This is a genomic window from Mesorhizobium sp. M0088, assembly GCF_040322895.1.
Classification (GTDB): Bacteria; Pseudomonadota; Alphaproteobacteria; order Rhizobiales; family Rhizobiaceae; genus Mesorhizobium.
The window spans coordinates 198,343-217,482 of sequence record NZ_JAMYUI010000002.1; the positions used below are offsets into that span (position 1 = coordinate 198,343).

The window sequence follows — 19,140 nt, forward strand, 5'->3', positions numbered from 1 at the left end:
TCTCGCAACGTGAGTCGGCGTCTTGAGGCGGTTTCTACAGCAGCCTCGTTTGACAAAATCCCGTACCAATCCAGAAGTGAATCCGGGCAATCCATGCTCAACTGGAAGGCGCATTGAGCATGGAGAAGATCGGCTGACGGGCGTTTTTCCAATGCCACGGACATTTCCTCCGTTGTAGCGGAGGAAAGCGACGGGCGCCCTGGAATTGATGTTGTCGAAGCGCGATTTCGCGGCGTAGAGCTCCGACATCGACGGCCTGCCGCTGCGGGACGTCTCTCAACCAGACGGAGCAGACCATGAATCCCGCAATGCAGATGCAGCCAATGCCAATGATGAACAACATGATGCCGATGATGATGAATGGCATGATGCCGATGATGAACGGCATGAACCCGATGATGGGTGGAATGAACCCGATGATGGGTGGCATGATGCCGATGATGGGCGGCATGCAGATGAACCCGATGATGATGGGCGGCATGCCGATGCAGGGCATGATGCCCGCTATGATGTGCATGATGACCTGCAAGATGACCGCCACCGGCATGGTCTGCGAAATGAACCCGATGAACGACGCTTCGAAGGACATGTTCATGGAATGCTGCAAGCGCATGATGGCCATGAACGGCGCCGGCATGCCGATGATGATGATGTGCGGCGGCATGATGATGATGGGCTCGATGGCCTGATCGCCACTGCTTTGTCTTTTAGAAGGGGTCGGCTAGCCGGCCCCTTTTTTTGCTCAGCCCACAGCCTCGACATAAGTCATGACGAGATAGGCGACGGCCTCGCTGTCGCCGGGATTTTTGTAGCTGTGCGGCACGTCGGCCTCGAACAGGATGGCGTCTCCTTCTGAGAGCAGATGTGGCGGCTCATGTCCTGCCTTGATTTCCAACTGACCTCTGATCAGGATGATGTTCTCGATGGTGCCTGGAGCATGCGCCTCGGCGTTTTCGGTGTGTCCGGCCGAGAAGCGCAGCTCGTAGAACTCGACTTTCCGTTCCCCGTCGAAAGGGAACAGTGCGCGCGACGTAAATTTGCCGTCGACCGATGTCAGGATTTTTGCGTTTCGGCTGCGCAAGACGACGGTCCCTTGCACCTTTTGGCTGTCCAGCAATGTTGCAAATGGCACGCCCAGCGCCGTCGCGATTTTCCATAGCAGATTTATGGTGGGAGCGCTTCTGCCGGTTTCGATCTGGCTCAGCATGGCGCGGCTGACCCCAGACAATTTTGCGAGCCGCTCAAGGGAGTGGCCTTGCCGCGTTCTCAGCCTGCGCAGATTGTGTCCGAGGACCTGCGGTAGTTCATTGGCGGGGTCCGCGCTGTCGGCGAGATCAATGACGTTTGAGACGCCGTCCACCAAGGAAATATCAATTCAGCGTTGACGGTGTACCGACCCAGAAGACCGGCACGAACCATACCGGAATCCAAGCCATTGGCGCTACGTCCGGGGCGATGCGAGGAGCAGCCGTCGAGCGTACTGAATGATGAGCGTTCCGCGCATTGCGGAAGGCATCCAGACTAATGACATTCATGGCTTGCGCAGACATTGCGTTCCTACATGCTCCAACTAATACCCAACACTAGCTGTGGTACTGGCGGATAGCCTGGTGCTTCATTCCATTTTAGAGCTGTCCAAGAAATATGCTGCTACCGCGTACCTGCAGAGGAGCATGGCATTGCGACTCGAGCAGTCCCCAGGTTGCGACATCGACGAGTACTGGAAACCCGATCTAGATACTCCGTCGCGGCAGCCAACCACCGCCGCCATAGGCTATGACCATTTCAAACACGAGCCAGACAATGCCAGCTGAAGCTCTGGACCCCTTATGGCTTTTGGAATTTCAGGATGAAGCGATCGCTCTCCCCTATGGCCGCATACTTTGCGTGATCTTGCGCGCCGAGCTTGAAGGTTGGCGGCAGGGTCCACACGCCGCTCTGATAATCCTTGGTGTCTTTCGGATTGGCGTTGACCTCGGAGCTCCCAACGAATTTGAAGCCAGCCGCCTGCGCAAAACCGATCGCAACGTCCTGGCGTACATAGCCGGACTTGGCCAGCGGATCTTGCGGCTCGTCCGGCTTGCCCCGGTGCTCCTCGATCCCGAGGATGCCGCCAGGTTTCAGCGCTTTATAGAAGGCGGCGAAAGCGTCCGCGGTGGTGCCCGCACTCATCCAATTGTGGATGTTTCGAAAGGTAAGCACGAAATCCGCGCTTCCCGGCGGCGCGATGGCATATTTGTCGGCTGCAAATTCAGTGACGGTGACCTTGTCATAGTCGGCTGGGTCGGCGGCAAGCTTGGCTGCCAGGGCGGCATTGTCCTTCTGGACTTCAGCGGAAGGCGAGGCCTTCTCGCTATTTGCCGCGATATAGTGGCCGTTTTGTTTCAAATAAGGGGCCAGGATCTCGGTCCAATATCCACCCGAGCCAGGAAGGATTTCGACGACGGTGCTGTCAGGCTTCACGCCAAAGAACGTCAGCACTTCGCCGGGATGCCGATATTTGTCCCGCACACTGTTGGGCTGTGAGCGCTGAGGCCCGCCAATCAGCTTCTCGAGCGCTGGATCGACGCTTTGCGCAAATGCCATTGAAGTGCAAAAGGCGCCGATCGAAACGCCGAGAAGAGCGACAAATTTCAAGGCGACGCGACGACTTGGAAACATGAAATTATTCTCTTATGCGTAGGCGGAGCGTATCATGACGCTCCCCTGGTTGGACTGGGGTGACGTGCCGACGACACCAATAGGGCTGCCATTCACTTCTTACGTCACGCCAAGTCGTCACGATGCGGATGCAGTGGCCTTGGGCAGCACACCGCGTCCGAACTCGACGTCCCAACCGCGCTCCGCTGGGGCGGTTTCGCCACTCAGGCCCAGTTTGGGGAAAAGCAGCTCGGCGACGTTGAATGCCTCTTCGAGATGCGGGTAGCCGGACGCAATGATCGTTTCGATGCCGATTTCCTGATACTCGCGAATGCGCGCGGCGACATTGTCGGGATTGCCGACCAGGGCCGTTCCGGCGCCGCCACGCACCAGCCCGGGTCCCGCCCACAGGTTCGGACCGACAAGCAGCCGGTCGCGCCGGCCCTGATGGAGCGCTGACATGCGCTTCTGCCCAACGGATTCCGAGATGTGGACAAATCCCTTCTGGGCCTCCGCGATCAGGTCGTCGGTGACATGGCTGATCAGCCGGTCGGCCGCGGTCCAGGCCTCATCCTCCGTCTCGCGCACGATCAAATGAATGCGAAGACCGAAACGCAACGTCCGGCCCTGTGCCGCCGCGGCCACCCTGACGCGGCCGATCTTCTCGGCAAGCTGGTCCACCGGCTCGCCCCAGCTCAGATAGGCGTCCACATGCTTGGCGGCGATCGCAATGCCGGCGTCGGAAGAGCCGCCGAACCAGAGTGGCGGATGCGGCTGCTGAACCGGCGGGAAGGAAATGTCGGCGCCGTGGGCAGAGAGGTACTTGCCCTCGAAATCGGCCGGCTCGCCCGAGAGGATCCGCCGCCAGATGGTCAGGAACTCGTCGGTCTGCGCATAGCGCTCGTCATGGCTGAGCTTGTTGCCGTCGCCGGCGAGGTCGGCCGGATCCGCACCGGTGACGACATTGAGCAGGACACGGCCACCGGAAATACGATCCAGCGTGGCTGCATGACGGGCAAACAGGGCCGGTGTTCCGCTGCCCGGCCGAAGTGCCACGAGGAACTTCAGCCGTTCGGTGAGCGGGATCAGCCCGGCCGCCACGATCCAGGCGTCCTCGCACCGCGTTCCGGTGGGTAAGAGCACGCCCTTGAAGCCAAGCCGGTCGGCGGCTTGGGCGATCTCCTTGAGATAACCGAAGGTTGCCGGGCGGTGCCGCTCATCCGTGCCGAGATACGGTCCATCGCCGTGAGTCGGCAGATACCAGTAGAGGTCGAGCGGACGGGTGTTGCTGGACATCGGGTTGTTCCTTCAGCGACTGCGGAATGTGTAGGGCAAGGTCAGATCTTGCCCTTCCAGGGAATGAGGCGATGCTCCAGCCAGCGCATGCCGCTGGTGAAGGCGAAGGCAAGAATGGCGATGACGATGAGGCCGACGAAGACGACGTCGGTGGCGAGGAAATTGGCCGCCGACATGATCATGTAGCCAAGGCCCGACTGGGCCGCGATCAGCTCGGCCGCGACCAGCGTCGACAATCCGGCACCAATGGCAATCTTCAGGCCGGTCATGATTTCCGGCAATGCGGACGGCAGGATGATGCTGGTGAACAGTTGCAGCCGGCTGGCGCCAAGCGACAGCGCAGCATTGATCCGTTCGGCGGGCACCGACCGGACACCGGCCTGTGCGGCAAAGCAGATCGGGGCAAAGGTCGACAGCGACAGGAGCACGATCTTGGAGGTCTCGCCGATGCCCAACCAGATGATCAGCAGCGGCAGGTAGGCCAGCGGCGGCAAGCCCCAGTAGAGATCGATCGGCACGCTGAAGATGCCCTTGACCCAGCGATTGAGCCCCATCAGCAGGCCGAGGGGAATGCCCAGGAAAATACCGACGCCGAGCGCCGCGGCGATGCGGCCAAGGCTGGCCAGCGTGTGCTCGAGCAGCGTGCCGTTGGCATAGCCGTCGACCCAGACGGCACTGAACTGGGTCAGCACCTCGGCCGGCGACGGCAGGAACAGCGGCGACGCCCATTCGAAATGCGCGGCGAGGAACCACAACCCGATCAGCGCAGCCAGCGTGACGAGGCTGATGCCGAGCGTGCTTGTCGATGTCGACCGGCGCGGCCGAGGGGACGGCATTCGCTGAGTTGTCGAAAGTGTAAATGAAGTTCCGGAATTGGCGGCAAGCGTCATTGCAAGGTTCCTGTGCGGGCGCCTTCCGGCTGGTGGATGAGCGAGCGGATTTCTTGCCGCAGTTCGATGAAACGCGGGTGGGACTGGATCGGCCCGATGTCACCGCTCTGCGCGAACTCGCGAACGAAATCGGCGTCGAAGCGGGCGACGATGCGGCCTGGACGAGGCGACATCACAACGATGGTCGTGCCGAGCGTGAGGGCTTCCTCGATGGAATGCGTGATGAACAGGATCTGCTTGCCAGTCTTGGCCCAGACCGAGGCCAAAAGCTGCTGCATCGTCTCGCGCGTCAGGCTGTCGAGGGCGCCGAACGGCTCGTCCATCAGCAGTATCTTCGGATCGGTGGCTAGCGCCCGCGCGATACCAACGCGCTGGCGCATACCGCCGGACAGTTCGTAAGGCGGCTTTTCGGCGAAATCGGCGAGCCCGACCAGTTCCAGCAGACGCCTTGATCGCTCATGGCGTTCGCCGCGCGCCACGCCCCGGTATTTCAGGCCGAGCGCGACGTTGTCCAGCACATTGGCCCAAGGCAGCAACGTATCCTTCTGGAACACGACGCCACGATCGCCGCCCGGCGCGACGATCTCCTTACCGTCCAGCGTGATCGAGCCTTCGCTCAGTGGCAAGAAACCGGCGATCGCGTTGAGCAAGGTCGACTTGCCGCATCCCGAAGCGCCGACAGCGACGACGATGGAGTCGGGAGCAATGTCGAGCGAGACATGATCGAGGGCGTGCACCTCCTGGCCATCCGAGGCAGGAAAGGTGACGCTGGCATCGCGAATTCGAAGCATACTGGCTCTCCAAACAATCTGGCTGGCGAGATCTCGCCAGCCAGAGCCGAATGTCGTTCAAGGAATTCCTAGTTGGAGGCCTTGGCGGCCTCCACATATTGCGGATCGGCCGCTGCAGCGTAGCTGTCCTTGATGGCGGTGATCTTTTTCTGATCCTTTAGGAAGCCCGCGGTGTCCTTGAGGATTTTGGCTACGGCGCTCTTGTCGCCACCGCCCAGCCATTTGTCGGTCGCCTGTTCATCGAGCGGCGGAACTACCGTCGTCTTCAACTGCTCCGAATTCTCCGCCGCCGTGCCACCCTGCAATTTGGCGATCGCCTTGGCGCTGTCGGAATCCGGTCCCCAAGCGGCAGGATTGCTCAAATAGGAGGTGGTGTAGCCGTCGATCAGCCGGACATATTGGCCGAGAAACTCTGGATTGGCCTTGGCGAACTCGCCGGTCACCACCAGTGCGCTGAAGGTCGGCGCGCCACGATCGGCAACCTGGCCCGCCGTGAGCAGGACCTTGCCGTTCCTCTTGAGTTCGGAGAGTGCGGGATCCCATACGAAAGCCCCATCAATGTCGCCGCGCTTCCAGGCAGCAACGATCTCCGGCTGCGGAATGGCGATGACCTGGGTTTCCTTCTCGGAGATGCCTTCCTGCTTGAGAACGGCAAGTAGCTGGTAATGGTCGGTCGATACGGGTGCAGCGGCGAGCTTTTTGCCGCGCAGGTCCGCCGGCGTCTTGATCTCGGGCCGCACCACCAAGGCTTCGCCGTCACGCGAGACCGAGGAGATGTAGAACGCCTTTACATTGATGCCCCTGCTGACGGCTGCCGCGAATGGGCTCGAACCGACATCGCCGATCTGGACATCGCCGGAGGCGATGGCGGCGAAAATGTCGGCGCCCGAATTGAAGCGGCGGAATTCGATGTCCCAGCCGGTCCTCTTGGCAAGGTCGCCAGTGGCGATGCCGAGATTGTAGGGATTGGCGCCGGTCTGGTAGGCGATGACGACTTTCTTGTCGGCGGCATCCGCTGAGACCGAGGCGACCACCGCGGTAAGTCCGAAAAGAGCGGCAGAAATCAGTTTTCTCATCACGTCTAATCCTTTTGAACAGAGGGCAAACCCCTCGATTGCCCGCCCTGGCCAAGAGCGTTGGATTAGAGTCCACTTAACTTATAGACTTAGATAGGAATGAAATTCCGAAAACACACTCGTGCTTGAAAAAGAATTCGGCCGGGCGGTCTAGGCGCCATTCCTGTTGGCTCTGATCGGAAGCCGACCTTCCGCGGTGAATCTTTAAAGATCGGTTTTCGCATCGTATCGGTCTTTGCGATCAATCAGGTAGAACGCGCAGCGAACTGGTCTCATTGGCGCCAACATCCGAAGCCGCCAGCGACAGCACCTCGATGCGTTGCAGCTCGCGCTCGCTCATCAAAATCAGTCCCAACCCGCCGTCTCCCTCGCTCATCGACGAGCAGGGCGACATTCCAACTTTGCGGAATTAAGACATTTCTATTTTGCGGCGATGTTTTATAGTTCCATAAGATGTCTTATGCGACTTTCACCAGTAAAAATAAATAGTTCTTGCTCCCTGCAATCTATATATCTCGCTTTACAAAAGTCTTATGGACAGTCGTTGCGAGGCAACCCGTCAGTGTTGTACCGTAAGTCTTTCTCGACATCCCGGCTCGACAGTTCGATGCTACTTGAGGCCACCTCATCGTCCGATGAAATTGGATGGCAAAGCCCTTGAGCTTTTCTGGAACCTCGGGGTCGGCGCCCCAGGGTCAGACCATATCGGCCTTCGCTCGACTAACCACTCGGCGCACTCACTTGTGCGGCATGCAATAGACTCCCTCGGATTCCATCAGTACCGCGCCACCCTTCAACTCGCTCAGTGCGCCGACCCACGCTTCCGAATAAGTGCGGCTGGCATCCACGGCCGTCAGCCAAAGAACGCGATTGTCGGCCAGTTCGACCTTAACTTCCTGCTGCAAAGGGCTTGCCTGTACGGTCTGTTGATAGTGGCGTTTGATCCTGACATTGCTGGCCGGGAACTCAGCTTCGTTGCTCCCGTAGTTCAGCACAAATCCAGTGTGGTCCTCAGCCACCAAGCAACTGCCATCACGCTCACACACGATTTTGGCAGCGGTCTTGCAGTCCCATTTCAGTGAAGCGGGCCACATAGGATTGTCCACACTTGATCGCGGCCTGTCGCTCTGACCAGCCGCCGCCAACACTGCGCCTGTGTTCATAATCACAGCAGACAGGAGAAGCGCCTTGAACACTACAAACTCCCTGAATTGCGACCCCATATTACCTCGTCCTGCGTGATCGCCTGGCTCACGGCATGTTGAGATTGAACCAACTTTTCTGGCGCACGCCGTTCGCGTCATCATACTCGATGAACCAGGGCTTTCCGCGCATCGGTCGAGGGATGGTGTAGTAGGTCGGACCAGTACCAAGGGAATGCCCTCCATCGTTCCCTGCGGTCTGGATTGTTGCCGCAGCCACCTTACCGTCGATCTCAATTTGGACCTGACGTGATCCGTCTCCATGATGCCCGCCGAGGGCGTTGTTTTTGAACACGACCGGTAAGGAGAGCCTATCGGCCGCGATGCGGCAGATGTTTCGTTCTTGACCTAAGCCCGGTCGATCGGATTCGGAGCTGCCATCTGCTTGCCAGCCAGACGGACAATCCTCATACTTCTCAAATCTTGCCGCGCTGGAGTTGGCTTGGGGACAGGTCGGCCAATTAAAACCCGGGGCTTCCATCGCCGCAATCAATTTGTAAATTGGCGGGTGGCACGAGGGGGTGCCTTGCCAGTCACCGGAAAGACATAGGAGGACCTGACAGCCCCATTCCGACGCTTTTGATTGGGATGGAAGAGCTGCGGCGCCCGCGATGGCGACGGCACCCCCCAGTAGGAATTTGAGTATGGTCATAGCCTTTTCCTCGCTGCAGATTTGACAGTTTACTATGGATGATCCGCGCGAAAAAGGACAGTTCGAAAAGGCAGATTTGTGCGACTACATCGATTTATGAAGCGAGACGACGGAGGCGTGGTCAATAACCCGTTGCGCGCCAACATTGCCCTGACGCTTGAGCGGGAGAGAGCCAAACGTGGCCTATCCCATACGCACATGGCCGAGCTGTTTCGGACCGCCGAGGGCGAAAAACTGGCCTATCGAACCTACATTCAGACTGTGCGTCAAAAAAATAATGTCACATTGACGACGCTGCAGGTCATGGCAAACGGCTTGCAATTGTCTTTTGCAGGACTGCTCGCCGGCGGTAAGAAAGTTCCGGAATGGGCGCATCGGTTGGACGACAATGCGGTCCGCAAGCGGCTGGCGCAGATCATCGATTTTGAGCGGCAAAGACGTACTTTGCACCGCTATGAGATGGCCGAACTCATCGGCGTGGCGGAGGCGACCTTCACGAAACTGGAACGGGCGAGCGGCAACATCAGCGTGGACACGATTGCCGCGATTGCCAAGGCGTTGAAACTCGATCCAGCGACCTTCCTCTTTTCCGAAAAGATCCCGCCTGGCAGAGCCGACACCTAGCCGCCCCACGAGTGTTCCTAAAGGGCCTATAATTCGGCCCAGCCGGCGTCGCTCCTATGCCCCTGCCGGTCAGGCCCGGCGGCCGACTAGCGTCCCACGCCGCGGCTGTCGGGCCGCTGGCGTCATCGTCGGCTGTTAGCGGCAGGAATGATAACGGGACTTTGACATGGACGACTGTGCCGGCGCCGGGACTGCTTGCTGATGAAGAGCTTTCCCTTGAGGGTCGAAACCATATGAGAACAAGCCGTCAAACCTGCCGGCGCGTGTAGAGAAGAAGAGTGTCGTGGCCTTTTCGACAATTGCCTGTGTCATGCCTGCGCCTTTGTCGGCCACTTCCAGGGATCGGTTCCGGTAGGTGGCGACCCCACATCATCACTTTTGTGTCGTGATCCCTGCCAGAGAATTTGCTGGTGAACTGACCGGCCAACGCCAAAATCATGCTCGCCGGGCCGACTTGTCAGCACGCGACAGAAACCGCTTCAAGCTCAAACCGGCCAACAAAATGTAAGGCGGCATGGCGAGCGAATAGTGACCACAGTTTAATTTCAAAATATTTGGCCTAGCTCCGGCGTCCTTCAGCCTATGCATGAACCTCTCCGATAGCTCTGGCAACACCACTTTATCTCTCTTAGCCAACACAACATGAAGATCGAGATCAGGCCGCGCCAAACTATGTGCGTAATTCTCCAAGTTAAGTGGACCCCAGGCCCTTCTGAGATCGGTCAGCTCAATCTCTGGCTCAAGGCTATCACGTATCAATCGTGTCGCGCGACCCGTCCAAACCATATCCGCTAGACTCCCGGCCGTCAGAAACAACGAGGCTTTTGACACAGCCGAGTCGTGCGCCGCGACCACCCCCGCAACCCAGGAGCCTAAGCTCATACCGAGAACCGAGATCTCTCGATAGCCTTCGATCTTCAACCAACGTATGAGTTTTCGCCCATCCAACACTGCCTGCCTTACAGCTTGGATCGTTCGACCGAGACTAGGGCTAAGCATATAGTCGGCGTGCACGGAGCCGGGACGGCTGCGTTCGAAGTGATAAGGCATAGCAATCTCGACAACCGTGGTGCCACGCTGCGAGAAAAAGTTGGCAATCTGACGATTCCGGGAGCTTGCATTCCAATGGTGAAAAATCACCATCGCCTGATCGACCGACCCGCTTTCTGTGATTTTCGCCGAGACGACATTGTTCTGTTCGATATCAGTAGAAATGTCCGATGGAAATTTGAGCCACCCATCTAGCCTTTCAAACCCCTGATCACTCACATTCGGGTCATCGAAAAAGGCTGGATCAGCCACGGCCTGGTCGGCAAGGGCACAGAATTCCTCGATACCTGTTATCTTCTTCGCACCTGGAAAGGCGAGTTCCGCGTCAAGGGCGAAATCCGATGGTTTCTTCCCTTCCTCACCGCGTCGCGCCCGCCGCTCATCCCAACGATCAAGCCAACTATGATACACTCTGATTGTTTCCTAACTTACTCGCTTGCCCTCGCCCCAACCCTGGATCAAACAGGCCGTATATTGCGAACAGCACTCCAACGCCCAGAAGGATCGAAAAGCCAGCAAATGCATCGATCAGCAAGTAGCTAGCCACCAGTAACGCTACGATCGCTGACATCCTCCACAAAGACATACAAAACCGACGTTCGACACCTAAACGCATGGAGCCGAACACAAATACCACACAGGTCGAAATAGCGATAAGAAGGCTACTGTAATGTGTCGGCCTACGGTAGATGATTCCGGTGCTCACATCATTGCGCCCATAAAAGGCGGAAGACATATCGCCGACCAACCAAGACACAATATTCTCTCCACGCGATGTCAGGTAAGCACTCTGGAGCTTCATGACCATGGCGATCAGAAGCCCCAAAACAGTACACCGAAAAATCGCACGCATAACCCTGAGGCTCGCTTCATGGAGCTCGTGTTGATAGTTCACCTCCGGCCGATTACTCGCTGCTTCTCCAATACTCCAAAGATCATGGATCACCGTATAAAGCAAAATGAGGCCTACGAAGAACAGATAAAAACAGAGGCACATGTACAGGTAAGCGAGCCCCGTGAACACAACCGCTTCCGGCACCGATATAACCTCCGGGCGCACAATCGCTACCGAGCCCCAATCCGTCGCATAGTTGCCACCCCCTTTGAGCAACGGGATTAAAGACACGCCGATCCACTGAAAAAGACCGGCGAACACCACACAAATCAAAAAAACCGCCCAATATGAATACGAAGAAGCTTGTACGGTGCGCGCCCAGGCATCGTCGCTTTCCATCTTGTCGCCCTGCGCCACAAGCTTTGGGCGGCCTTCATCTTTCCAAAAGGTCACTAGCTCGGTCACGAAGGCAAAAAACAGTGGCAAAAATACCATGAAGACGAATGTCCAATTCGCTGTCCAAAGAAACCCAACCTGCTTGACGACGCCATCCGCCCGGCCATACGTCACGCTGTGAATCCCCGTAAGATACGACAAAAACCCAAGAGCGGCGACACCCGCAAACACCGACGCCGGTAAATTCAGGGGAGATCCGCGACTAAAAAACGCCTCCGATTTCCTCGCCAAACTAAAGCGCCGGCTCGGCGCCTTGGGGTCAGTATCCAGTATCAGCTCTACCGGGGAGTCTGTCTCGTCATCGATGGTCGCAGTCACTGCCGTATCTGGAATCTCCTGTGCAACGCTGCTTCCGGCTCTCTTCCATTCTCGTCTCTTGGCCGATAACCGCGATTGCGCCTCACTAAGCTCCATCTGCCATTCGCTAGTTGCGACCGGATCATCGCATCCAAAAATCCTCGCCAGCCAACGAATGTTGGCAGTGCTAATTCCCTTCTCGTTCTCTTGAAACCAAAGCTGCACCGTTCGCAGATCGACCCCAACCCGGTTGGAATCAATCAGTGAAATCGCCTCTGCAAGGAGTTCGGGCGTCCATGGGCCAGCAGGAAACCCGTCTTTGTCCAACAGTCGACCCGCACCCGCCGCCGCCAGTCGTTTGAATAATTCTTTGAAATCACTCCCGTCTCTCGGCGGAGGGAGGAATAACTTTCCGTTCTTAAACAACAACTTACAGGCTCTAGTTTCGTTCCGTTTCGCTAGGCTTCGTATCCTATCGTGCCTTCGTCCTCAATCACGTTTTTATCAACTCGATTTTGGCCGGCACGGGAGAGATCGAATGAAGGTGACCCGCTGGAGAGGCTGAACACGTTTGTTGCGTGGGAGATGTTTCGCAAACCGCCGGCCAACGGAAACGTTTGTCTGGTGGCAGGGTAGTGTGACCTCATGAGCGAACAGTAGGGGAAGCCAAGGCTTCGGGAGCCTGAGAAGCGGAGGGATGAACCCATTCCTATTTTTCTCGCCTCCCCAGGTATCATTTACGAATTGTCATGCGCATGGAGCCGGTCGATGCCCATTCAAGTGGTCTGTAATAACGGAGTGATGGAAGAGGCCGATGGGGTCGCGAATCTGCTCGCGGCGCATCGTCATGCAGTCGCCATGGTTGAACGTCTCGGCAGGCGATGGATGAGGGCCGAAGGGCCGGACGCGACCCTGATCGGCCGGCGATTGGATTCGGTGATGGCGGAAGAGGCTATCGCGCGTCGGCGCGCGGCCGCTGCGCCGGTGGCCGATGTCGTTGAGATGAAAATGAAGGCAGCTTATTTCCGGCGGTTGTTGGGGAACGACTGGTGCGAGCTTGATGTCGACGATTTTCGCGCGTTGCTCGGTTCTTTCGCGAAACTGCAGTCCTAGGAGAAGAGCGCTGAAATCCATGAGGCCACGGTATTCCAGGCCGCATAGATTCCTGCCGGCACCAAGATGATCGCGATGAGAGCGATAGCATCGCCGATGGCGCCGTCAGTGCGTCCTTCCACGGGATAGTAATATTTGTGCGCCTCATCGTCGTGCTTCATTGTTTTCTCTCCGACCGCTTGTTTAGCAGCAGCTGCACAGGATGCTGAAACGGCGTGCCCCACAAACCCGCACGTTTCATCTTAGCGTTGATTTCCGCGACGAGGTAGTTCTCATTGACGGCTTTGCCCTTCGCTGTCGTTGCGGCAAACGCGTACCCGGTCGCTATGAGCGCGGTGCCGACGTCAATTGTTTCGCCATTCAGCTGCGCAGCGCACACGACGAAAACCGCCTTGTCCAGGGCGTAGCCGATTGGCTGGCATGTAACCGCCGCGCTATCGAATAGCGCAGCAAGGTGCGCCAGCGAAGTGTTCCCGCAATCCATTTTGTTCCCATTTGGCTCTTCAGCTGATGTGCCTCGAAGACATGACTGGACGCCATAGAGGCGGAAAAGGTGAGCTCCGTCGCGCCAGGTATCTCCGGTCAGCAGTTGAGCCGATTTCGATACCGCGAAGGGCGTTGGCACGGCAGACTCGGATGCATCCTGGGCCTGTGCCGATGCGCACAAACCAAATGCGGCCAGCACTGCGAAGCTCGCCCGCTTCATTCCTGGAACTGTCCACCGAGGTCGGCGGAATGCTCAAGATCGGGGCGCAGCGACTTGCCGTCCTTGTTGCGTCCGATCGCCGCCATGTCGAAAAAAACCATTTCGTCATCGTCGTAGGCGACGTTGTACGGGTCGTTTGCATTGCCCGCACCCACGAGAGAGAAACACGACACAGCGTCGGGTTCACCCTTCCTGCTTTGCAGCACAAGTGTTTTGCAAAGCACTACAGATGCACGATCGTTGTAGATTGCCTCTTCATAGTCCTGCGCGGCTTTCGTGCAGTCCCACTGCCGCGTCTTGTACGCAATCTTCGGTTTTGGGCAGGCGGCAAGGCCGCGCAGCCGGTATGTCACCCCGTTGACGACGCGCTCGGTTGCCGACGGCACTTTAACTGGCCCGATGAGAGCGGCCGCATCGCGCTGAAAGAGCGCGCCTTTCGCATCGTAGCGTTCATAGACGAACACCTTCTCGCCCGGCTTCGCAAACTGGAGCAGGTATTGCTCCGAGGGTGGCGCGAAGGCGCTCGGGGCGTCGGCGCCGGCAGCATAAGCAACGCTGCCCTGGAGCAGCAAAACCGTGCAAAGGGCCGTCTGTTTCATCGAAATCCGTCCTCGCCGTGCATATCGTGTTGACACTTTACTAGGGCTGCGTGTAGCCATAGTAAAGTGTTAAATTTTGGCGACAGTATGAACACTCGATTCGCTCTTCTGCTCACCCTCTTTGGCGCCACGATGCCGTTGCAAGCGTTCGGCCGGGACCTGGCATCAGACCGCGTCGCAGTTGCCTTTGCAACGCCGGCGCAAGCCCTTGCCTCAGTCGGGGCGCAAAGGCCGGGGGTGTGTGAGACCGGAAATCGTGCCGATGTCTCCCGACTTGTGCGTTCAATCGCGCAGGACGAAGGGTTCGACGCCGATCTGGCCGAGGCGATTGCATGGACCGAAAGCGATCTCGGCGCCAAACAGGGTCCGTCGAAGGCCGGCGCCATGGGGATCATGCAGCTGATGCCGGGCACGGCGGCCGATCTCGGCGTGAGCGACCGTTGCGATACAGCGGCAAATGTACGGGCTGGCCTCCGCTATTTGAAGTCACTCTATGATGAGTTCCAGGATCCTCTGCTGATGCTGGCGGCTTACAACGCCGGGCCCAACAACGTCTACAAGACGCAGGGCATTCCGGTGAATCCGGAGACGGCAGAATACATTGTGAAAATACTGAACCGCTGGAAGTTCGGCGGTGTCGTGAAGAAGTCCGCCCTGACCAAATCCGAAACGCTCGCGGCCGCTCCGCCGGCAAGTGAGGACTCTTGGCAGGATGGTCATGTCATGGATTTCGGCAACTGAAAGGAGCCAAAGGGTGGAATACAGGAAAGCGGGCAAATTTGCCCTGAAACTGGCCTTGGCCTCGGCGGTCGGAATAGCTCTCGCGCCAGCCACTGCGTATGCCCAGTCGGCGGCACCAGTCGAAAATGTGCTGGAGTGGTTCGTCGGAGTTCTGCAGGGCAACATAGCGCGTTCATTTGCCATCATCGCCGTCTGTTTTCTCGGCTTCCTCGCCATGACGGGCCGGCTGGCGTGGATGATGGCTTTCTCCATCATCATTGGCATCGCTCTGATTTTCGGCGCCGCCCAGCTTGTGGATGCGGTTCGCGCGACAGCCGGAGGCAGCTGAGACATGGACGACGACGAGGTCTATGTCGAGCCGGTCAGCCTGCCACTGACACGCCCCCCGATGAAATGGGGAGTGCGCTATGAGGTCTTCGCTCTGAACGGCATCCTGGCGGTTATCGGCTTCATTGCCACGAGCAGCTTCATGCTCGGCCTTGGCGTTTTCGGCGTGGTGCATCTGATCAGCGCATATCTGTGCCAGCGCGACCCGTACATGTTTCATATTTTCGAGCGGCGCGTCTCCAAACGCGGAGCGGTGGCGAACCTTACTTTTTGGGGGGCGAGGAGCTATTCGCCATGAGCCTCGATGCCGACCTGAAATTTGGCCGCGAGCGCCGGCGTGAAAAACCCGCGGCGATGCACATCCCTTACCTTCGCCATGTCGATGACAATCTGATCGTGACGAAGAGCGGCTTTCTGATCGGCGTCATCCAGCTCAGTGGCCTGCCCTTCCAGACGATGGACCAAGCCGAGTTGAACAGCCGCATGTTCAACCGCAACACGACGTTCCGCAATCTCTCGACCTCTCGATTTGCGGTCTACACAACGATCATCCGCCGCCACGTAACGCCGGAGATCGAAGGCGACTTTGACATTCCTTTCGTGGCCGAGCTCGACGCCCGCTACATGGATGAGCTTGGGGCGAAAAACCTTTTCGTCAACGAGGCGTATCTGGCGGTCATACGCCGACCGATGGTCGGTCGCGTCGGCTGGGTGGACAAGGCGCTCAATGCGTTCCGCATCAGTACCGCGGGCGAAGAAACCCGCGAAGAGGCGATGGCCGAACTGCATGACGTTCTCGACGGAGTCGTCAAGGATTTTACGGCTTATGGTGCACGTCTTCTCGGGGTCGTGAAGCGCCGCAACGGCTTCTTTTCCGAGCCGGCGGAATTTTTGGCGAAGATCCTCGCCGGCGGCATCGGCGTGGAAATGCCTTTGCCGCGCATGAGCCTTGGTGACGTGCTGGCGACGCGGCAGCTGTTTTTCGGCAAGTCCGCGCTGGAATTCCGCGGACCGGACGCAGGCAAGCTTGGCGCCATGGTGTCGATCAAGGAATACCCCCCGTTCACCGCGCCGGGCTCTTTGGACGGTCTCTTGCGCCTGCCGCATGAGTTTGTCCTGACGCAGAGTTTCGCGATCGAAGACCGTGTAACGGCGATGCGCAGGATCAACACCATCGCGAACCAGGTTGAGGGATCGGACGAGGCGGGCACGACGGTCGAGGAGTCCGTCCACGACGGCGCCGACAAGCTGGCCGGTGGCGAAGTGGTCTTCGGACAACATCATATGAGTGTCATGGCCTTGGCATCGGACATGACTGGGCTCAACCGTGCGCTATCCGACATTACGGCCGAACTTTCGCGCATGTCGATCGTGCCGGTCCGCGAGACACTGAACACGGAACTAGCCTTTTGGGCGCAGCTGCCGGGAAATTTCAGCTACATCGCGCGACGTGCGTTGATCTCGTCGCTTAACTTCGCCGGCCTTTTTTCAGGACACAATTTCCCGTCGGGCCAACGTGAGCGGCTGCATTGGAAACGGCCCATCGCTTTGCTCGAAACGACCAGCCAGACAGCCTATTATTTCAATTTCCACGTTCATGATGTCGGGCACTTCACGGTGTTCGGTCCGACTGGCTCGGGCAAGACCGTGGTGCTGTCATTCCTGATGGCGCAGGCCATGCGCATCATGCCGCGGCCACGATGTGTTTATTTCGATTATATGCGCGGCGCTGAAATTTTCGTTCGGGCGCTCGGCGGTCGCTATGAGGTGATGGAGCCTTCCCAGCCGACCGGGTTCGCGCCATTGCAGCTTGAGGACACGGCAGAAAACCGGTCCTTCCTGGAAGATTTGCTCATCTACATTCTGACGCCGGAAGGCGGCGCGCTGGATGTAGCGGAGATGCGCGTCATCAACGCCGCCGTCGACATGATCTACAAGATCCCGCGCGAACAGCGTACCTTCGACCTGCTGCCGGAAGTGCTGCGGGGGTCGCTCATGCCTGGCATGAACGATCTGGCCGCGCGGATACAGCCCTGGCTCGACCCGAAGGACAAGGGCTGGCTTTTCAACAATCCCGTCGATCTGGTCGATTTTTCGAAGCCGGTTGTCGGGTTCGATATGACCAAGATCCTGGGCGATCGAAAGCTGCGTTCGGCGGCGTTGCTCTACATTTTCCATCGGCTTGAGGACGTCATCGACGGCTCGCCGATCATGCTCTTCCTCGATGAAGGCTGGAAGCTGTTGGACGACGAGGTTTTCGCTGCTTTCATCAATGAGACGCTGAAGACCATTCGTCGCCGCAACGGCGTGGTCGGCTTTGGCACGCAGACGGCGGAAGACGTCGTCAATTCCTCCATCTCGTCGTCGCTAATCGAGCAAACGAAGACCAACATTTTCTTCCCCAACCCAAAGGCGAGCAAGGACTCCTACATGGAGCGCTTCTCGCTGACAGCGAAGGAATTCGAGTTTGTGCGCCGGACCGCCAAGGAAACACGCACCTTCCTCGTCAAGCACGACAGCGACTCGATCGTAGCCAAGCTCGATTTGTCGGCTATGCCCGATCTCATCAAGGTCTTGTCCTCGAGCGAAGCCAACAGCAAGGAATGCGCAAGGCTCCGGGAGACCTTCGGCGACGAGCCAGAGATGTGGCTGCCATACTTCTGCGGATGGGAGAACGAGCATGACGAAGCGGCTTAGCAGCGCTTGTCTGGCCCTGGCTCTCGCGACGGCGGAAAGCATGAGCGTGGCTATCGCTCAGATCGCGGTAATCGACGGGCCGAACCTCGACAAGCGGCAAGAGGACGAGCAGCACAGCACGAAGTCGGATGAGGCCAAGAAGGACGAAACCGACAAGAAGAAAAGCGTCGTCTGCACCTATTCGAACAAATACCGCTCACAGATGTTTCGCCGGTCGCCAGCCGAAGCGCTGCAGCGCGACGCGGGCAACGTGAAGATGATCCGCTACTATGCGCAAAAATACGGCGTGCCCGAAGGCCTGGCGCTGTCCGTTGCCTATCAGGAATCGCGCTTCGACACATGCGCCGGGAGCCACACCGGCGTCAAAGGCGTCATGCAGCTGACCAAGGGCACCGGCAAGTCCATGGGACTTGACCGCGACGTCAACGAGCAGAATGTCGAAGGCGGCGTCAAATATCTCGGAATGGGCGTGAAGCAATGCGGGGCGACGAATTACAGCTGTCTCGCTTCCTTCTACAATGGATCGAACGCAGGCGAGCAAAACCAATGGGCCGGCGGTGTCGGCCGTTGGAACGGCTACTTCAACGACTATGCGTCGAGCGGCAAGGCTCCGGCCGCCGCGCCGCCACCATTCTCGATCGTAACGGCCGACGGCGCAGGCGGCACGGCCCAGGACGCGGCCATGGGCGCGGTCAGGAAGGCGGCTGGCGGCCTCGATGCAAGCTCATCGCAGATGGGCGCCAACAATGCTGCAATCGACGCGCTGGCGGGCAACGTTGGCCAGGTGACCGAATACAAGGACGCTTGGGAGCTAAACTCGTCGGCTCGTGGGATCAACGCCGATGTCACCAACCAGTACCTCGCCCAGGCGGGGGACTTCACGGCATTGCTGGCCCAACTTCTATCGTTGCAGAATGTTCAGGCATCGCAGTCGTCCAAGCTGGTGCAACAGCCGAAGAGCGGTTCTCCAAACCCGTTCTCTTGTGATCCCGCGGAATTGGAGCGGTTGAGGATCGATCGCGGCCGGTGGCTACCATGCGCACTTGAGAACGCGGGGGCAAGCTCGGCCGACAGTCGCTCGATGATCATCACCAGTGATCCTGCCGGCGCTGCCAGCGTCATTAATTCTCTACAGCAATAGGAGGCTG

General features: G+C 58.3%; 21 protein-coding genes. 8 read left to right on the forward strand and 13 right to left on the reverse strand.

Annotated elements, in window-relative coordinates; genetic code table 11:
* Nucleotides 1-296 precede the first annotated feature (296 nt).
* Nucleotides 297-689: a hypothetical protein gene (locus NKJ67_RS03650; RefSeq protein WP_352580514.1), complete on the forward strand. Its 393-nt coding sequence runs from the start codon at nucleotides 297-299 to the stop codon at nucleotides 687-689.
* Nucleotides 690-742: 53 nt separating this feature from the next.
* Here the strand turns inward: NKJ67_RS03650 and NKJ67_RS03655 are convergent, their stop codons facing one another.
* From NKJ67_RS03655 to NKJ67_RS03690, 8 genes are all read right to left on the reverse strand, one after another.
* Nucleotides 743-1,360: a helix-turn-helix domain-containing protein gene (locus tag NKJ67_RS03655; protein ID WP_352580637.1), complete on the reverse strand. Its 618-nt coding sequence runs from the start codon at nucleotides 1,358-1,360 to the stop codon at nucleotides 743-745.
* Nucleotides 1,361-1,827: 467 nt separating this feature from the next.
* On the reverse strand, nucleotides 1,828-2,586 hold the full coding sequence (locus NKJ67_RS03660) for a class I SAM-dependent methyltransferase (protein WP_352580515.1): 759 nt from the start codon (nucleotides 2,584-2,586) through the stop codon (nucleotides 1,828-1,830).
* Between the two features lie 192 nt (nucleotides 2,587-2,778).
* Nucleotides 2,779-3,936, reverse strand: a complete 1,158-nt coding sequence (gene ssuD, locus NKJ67_RS03665) for an FMNH2-dependent alkanesulfonate monooxygenase (RefSeq protein WP_352580516.1) — start codon at nucleotides 3,934-3,936, stop codon at nucleotides 2,779-2,781.
* 41 nt (nucleotides 3,937-3,977) lie between these two features.
* Nucleotides 3,978-4,772, reverse strand: a complete 795-nt coding sequence (locus NKJ67_RS03670; RefSeq protein WP_352580517.1) for an ABC transporter permease subunit — start codon at nucleotides 4,770-4,772, stop codon at nucleotides 3,978-3,980.
* A gap of 50 nt (nucleotides 4,773-4,822) precedes the next feature.
* On the reverse strand, nucleotides 4,823-5,617 hold the full coding sequence (locus NKJ67_RS03675; protein ID WP_352580519.1) for a taurine ABC transporter ATP-binding protein: 795 nt from the start codon (nucleotides 5,615-5,617) through the stop codon (nucleotides 4,823-4,825).
* 68 nt (nucleotides 5,618-5,685) lie between these two features.
* Nucleotides 5,686-6,693 (reverse strand): taurine ABC transporter substrate-binding protein, encoded by a 1,008-nt coding sequence (gene tauA, locus NKJ67_RS03680; RefSeq protein ID WP_352580520.1) that lies wholly within the window; start codon nucleotides 6,691-6,693, stop codon nucleotides 5,686-5,688.
* A gap of 737 nt (nucleotides 6,694-7,430) precedes the next feature.
* Complete coding sequence (locus NKJ67_RS03685) at nucleotides 7,431-7,889, reverse strand: hypothetical protein (RefSeq protein WP_352580521.1); 459 nt, start codon at nucleotides 7,887-7,889, stop codon at nucleotides 7,431-7,433.
* 55 nt (nucleotides 7,890-7,944) lie between these two features.
* The gene (locus NKJ67_RS03690) at nucleotides 7,945-8,547 is read right to left on the reverse strand and encodes a hypothetical protein (RefSeq protein WP_352580522.1); all 603 of its coding nucleotides are present in this window, start codon (nucleotides 8,545-8,547) and stop codon (nucleotides 7,945-7,947) included.
* A gap of 117 nt (nucleotides 8,548-8,664) precedes the next feature.
* Between NKJ67_RS03690 and NKJ67_RS03695 the strand changes: the two genes are divergently transcribed.
* Nucleotides 8,665-9,171 (forward strand): helix-turn-helix domain-containing protein, encoded by a 507-nt coding sequence (locus NKJ67_RS03695; RefSeq protein ID WP_352580523.1) that lies wholly within the window; start codon nucleotides 8,665-8,667, stop codon nucleotides 9,169-9,171.
* Between the two features lie 435 nt (nucleotides 9,172-9,606).
* Here the strand turns inward: NKJ67_RS03695 and NKJ67_RS03700 are convergent, their stop codons facing one another.
* Together NKJ67_RS03700 and NKJ67_RS03705 are read right to left on the reverse strand one after the other, a co-directional pair.
* Nucleotides 9,607-10,632 (reverse strand): alpha/beta fold hydrolase, encoded by a 1,026-nt coding sequence (locus NKJ67_RS03700; RefSeq protein WP_352580524.1) that lies wholly within the window; start codon nucleotides 10,630-10,632, stop codon nucleotides 9,607-9,609.
* Nucleotides 10,622-12,235, reverse strand: a complete 1,614-nt coding sequence (locus NKJ67_RS03705) for an RcgA family putative transporter (RefSeq protein WP_352580638.1) — start codon at nucleotides 12,233-12,235, stop codon at nucleotides 10,622-10,624. Before NKJ67_RS03705 ends, NKJ67_RS03700 begins: the two co-directional genes overlap by 11 nt.
* Before the next feature lie 342 nt (nucleotides 12,236-12,577).
* On the opposite strand from NKJ67_RS03705, the gene NKJ67_RS03710 reads away from it, so the two are divergent.
* On the forward strand, nucleotides 12,578-12,922 hold the full coding sequence (locus NKJ67_RS03710; RefSeq protein ID WP_352580525.1) for a hypothetical protein: 345 nt from the start codon (nucleotides 12,578-12,580) through the stop codon (nucleotides 12,920-12,922).
* Here the strand turns inward: NKJ67_RS03710 and NKJ67_RS03715 are convergent.
* From NKJ67_RS03715 to NKJ67_RS03725, 3 genes are read right to left on the reverse strand one after another with little or no spacing between them, the layout of a single operon-like run.
* Nucleotides 12,919-13,083: a hypothetical protein gene (locus tag NKJ67_RS03715; RefSeq protein ID WP_278055737.1), complete on the reverse strand. Its 165-nt coding sequence runs from the start codon at nucleotides 13,081-13,083 to the stop codon at nucleotides 12,919-12,921. The genes NKJ67_RS03710 and NKJ67_RS03715 overlap by 4 nt on opposite strands.
* A complete protein-coding gene (locus tag NKJ67_RS03720) occupies nucleotides 13,080-13,628 on the reverse strand; it encodes a thermonuclease family protein (protein WP_352580527.1) in 549 nt (182 codons plus the stop codon). Before NKJ67_RS03720 ends, NKJ67_RS03715 begins: the two co-directional genes overlap by 4 nt.
* Nucleotides 13,625-14,227: a hypothetical protein gene (locus NKJ67_RS03725; protein WP_352580528.1), complete on the reverse strand. Its 603-nt coding sequence runs from the start codon at nucleotides 14,225-14,227 to the stop codon at nucleotides 13,625-13,627. Before NKJ67_RS03725 ends, NKJ67_RS03720 begins: the two co-directional genes overlap by 4 nt.
* 66 nt (nucleotides 14,228-14,293) lie before the next feature.
* Between NKJ67_RS03725 and NKJ67_RS03730 the strand changes: the two genes are divergently transcribed.
* The 5 genes from NKJ67_RS03730 to NKJ67_RS03750 are packed head-to-tail and all read left to right on the forward strand — an operon-like array spanning nucleotide 14,294 to nucleotide 19,133.
* Entirely contained in the window at nucleotides 14,294-14,968 is a 675-nt protein-coding gene (locus NKJ67_RS03730; protein ID WP_352580529.1) for a lytic transglycosylase domain-containing protein, read from the forward strand.
* Between the two features lie 13 nt (nucleotides 14,969-14,981).
* Nucleotides 14,982-15,296 (forward strand): TrbC/VirB2 family type IV secretion system protein, encoded by a 315-nt coding sequence (locus NKJ67_RS03735; RefSeq protein WP_023720448.1) that lies wholly within the window; start codon nucleotides 14,982-14,984, stop codon nucleotides 15,294-15,296.
* Between the two features lie 3 nt (nucleotides 15,297-15,299).
* Nucleotides 15,300-15,593 carry a VirB3 family type IV secretion system protein gene (locus NKJ67_RS03740; protein ID WP_352580530.1) on the forward strand — a complete coding sequence of 98 codons (294 nt, stop codon included), beginning with the start codon at nucleotides 15,300-15,302 and terminating at the stop codon, nucleotides 15,591-15,593.
* Nucleotides 15,590-17,992 (forward strand): VirB4 family type IV secretion/conjugal transfer ATPase, encoded by a 2,403-nt coding sequence (locus NKJ67_RS03745; protein WP_352580531.1) that lies wholly within the window; start codon nucleotides 15,590-15,592, stop codon nucleotides 17,990-17,992. Before NKJ67_RS03740 ends, NKJ67_RS03745 begins: the two co-directional genes overlap by 4 nt.
* Entirely contained in the window at nucleotides 17,976-19,133 is a 1,158-nt protein-coding gene (locus NKJ67_RS03750; RefSeq protein ID WP_352580532.1) for a transglycosylase SLT domain-containing protein, read from the forward strand. Before NKJ67_RS03745 ends, NKJ67_RS03750 begins: the two co-directional genes overlap by 17 nt.
* The last annotated feature ends 7 nt before the right edge of the window (nucleotides 19,134-19,140 follow it).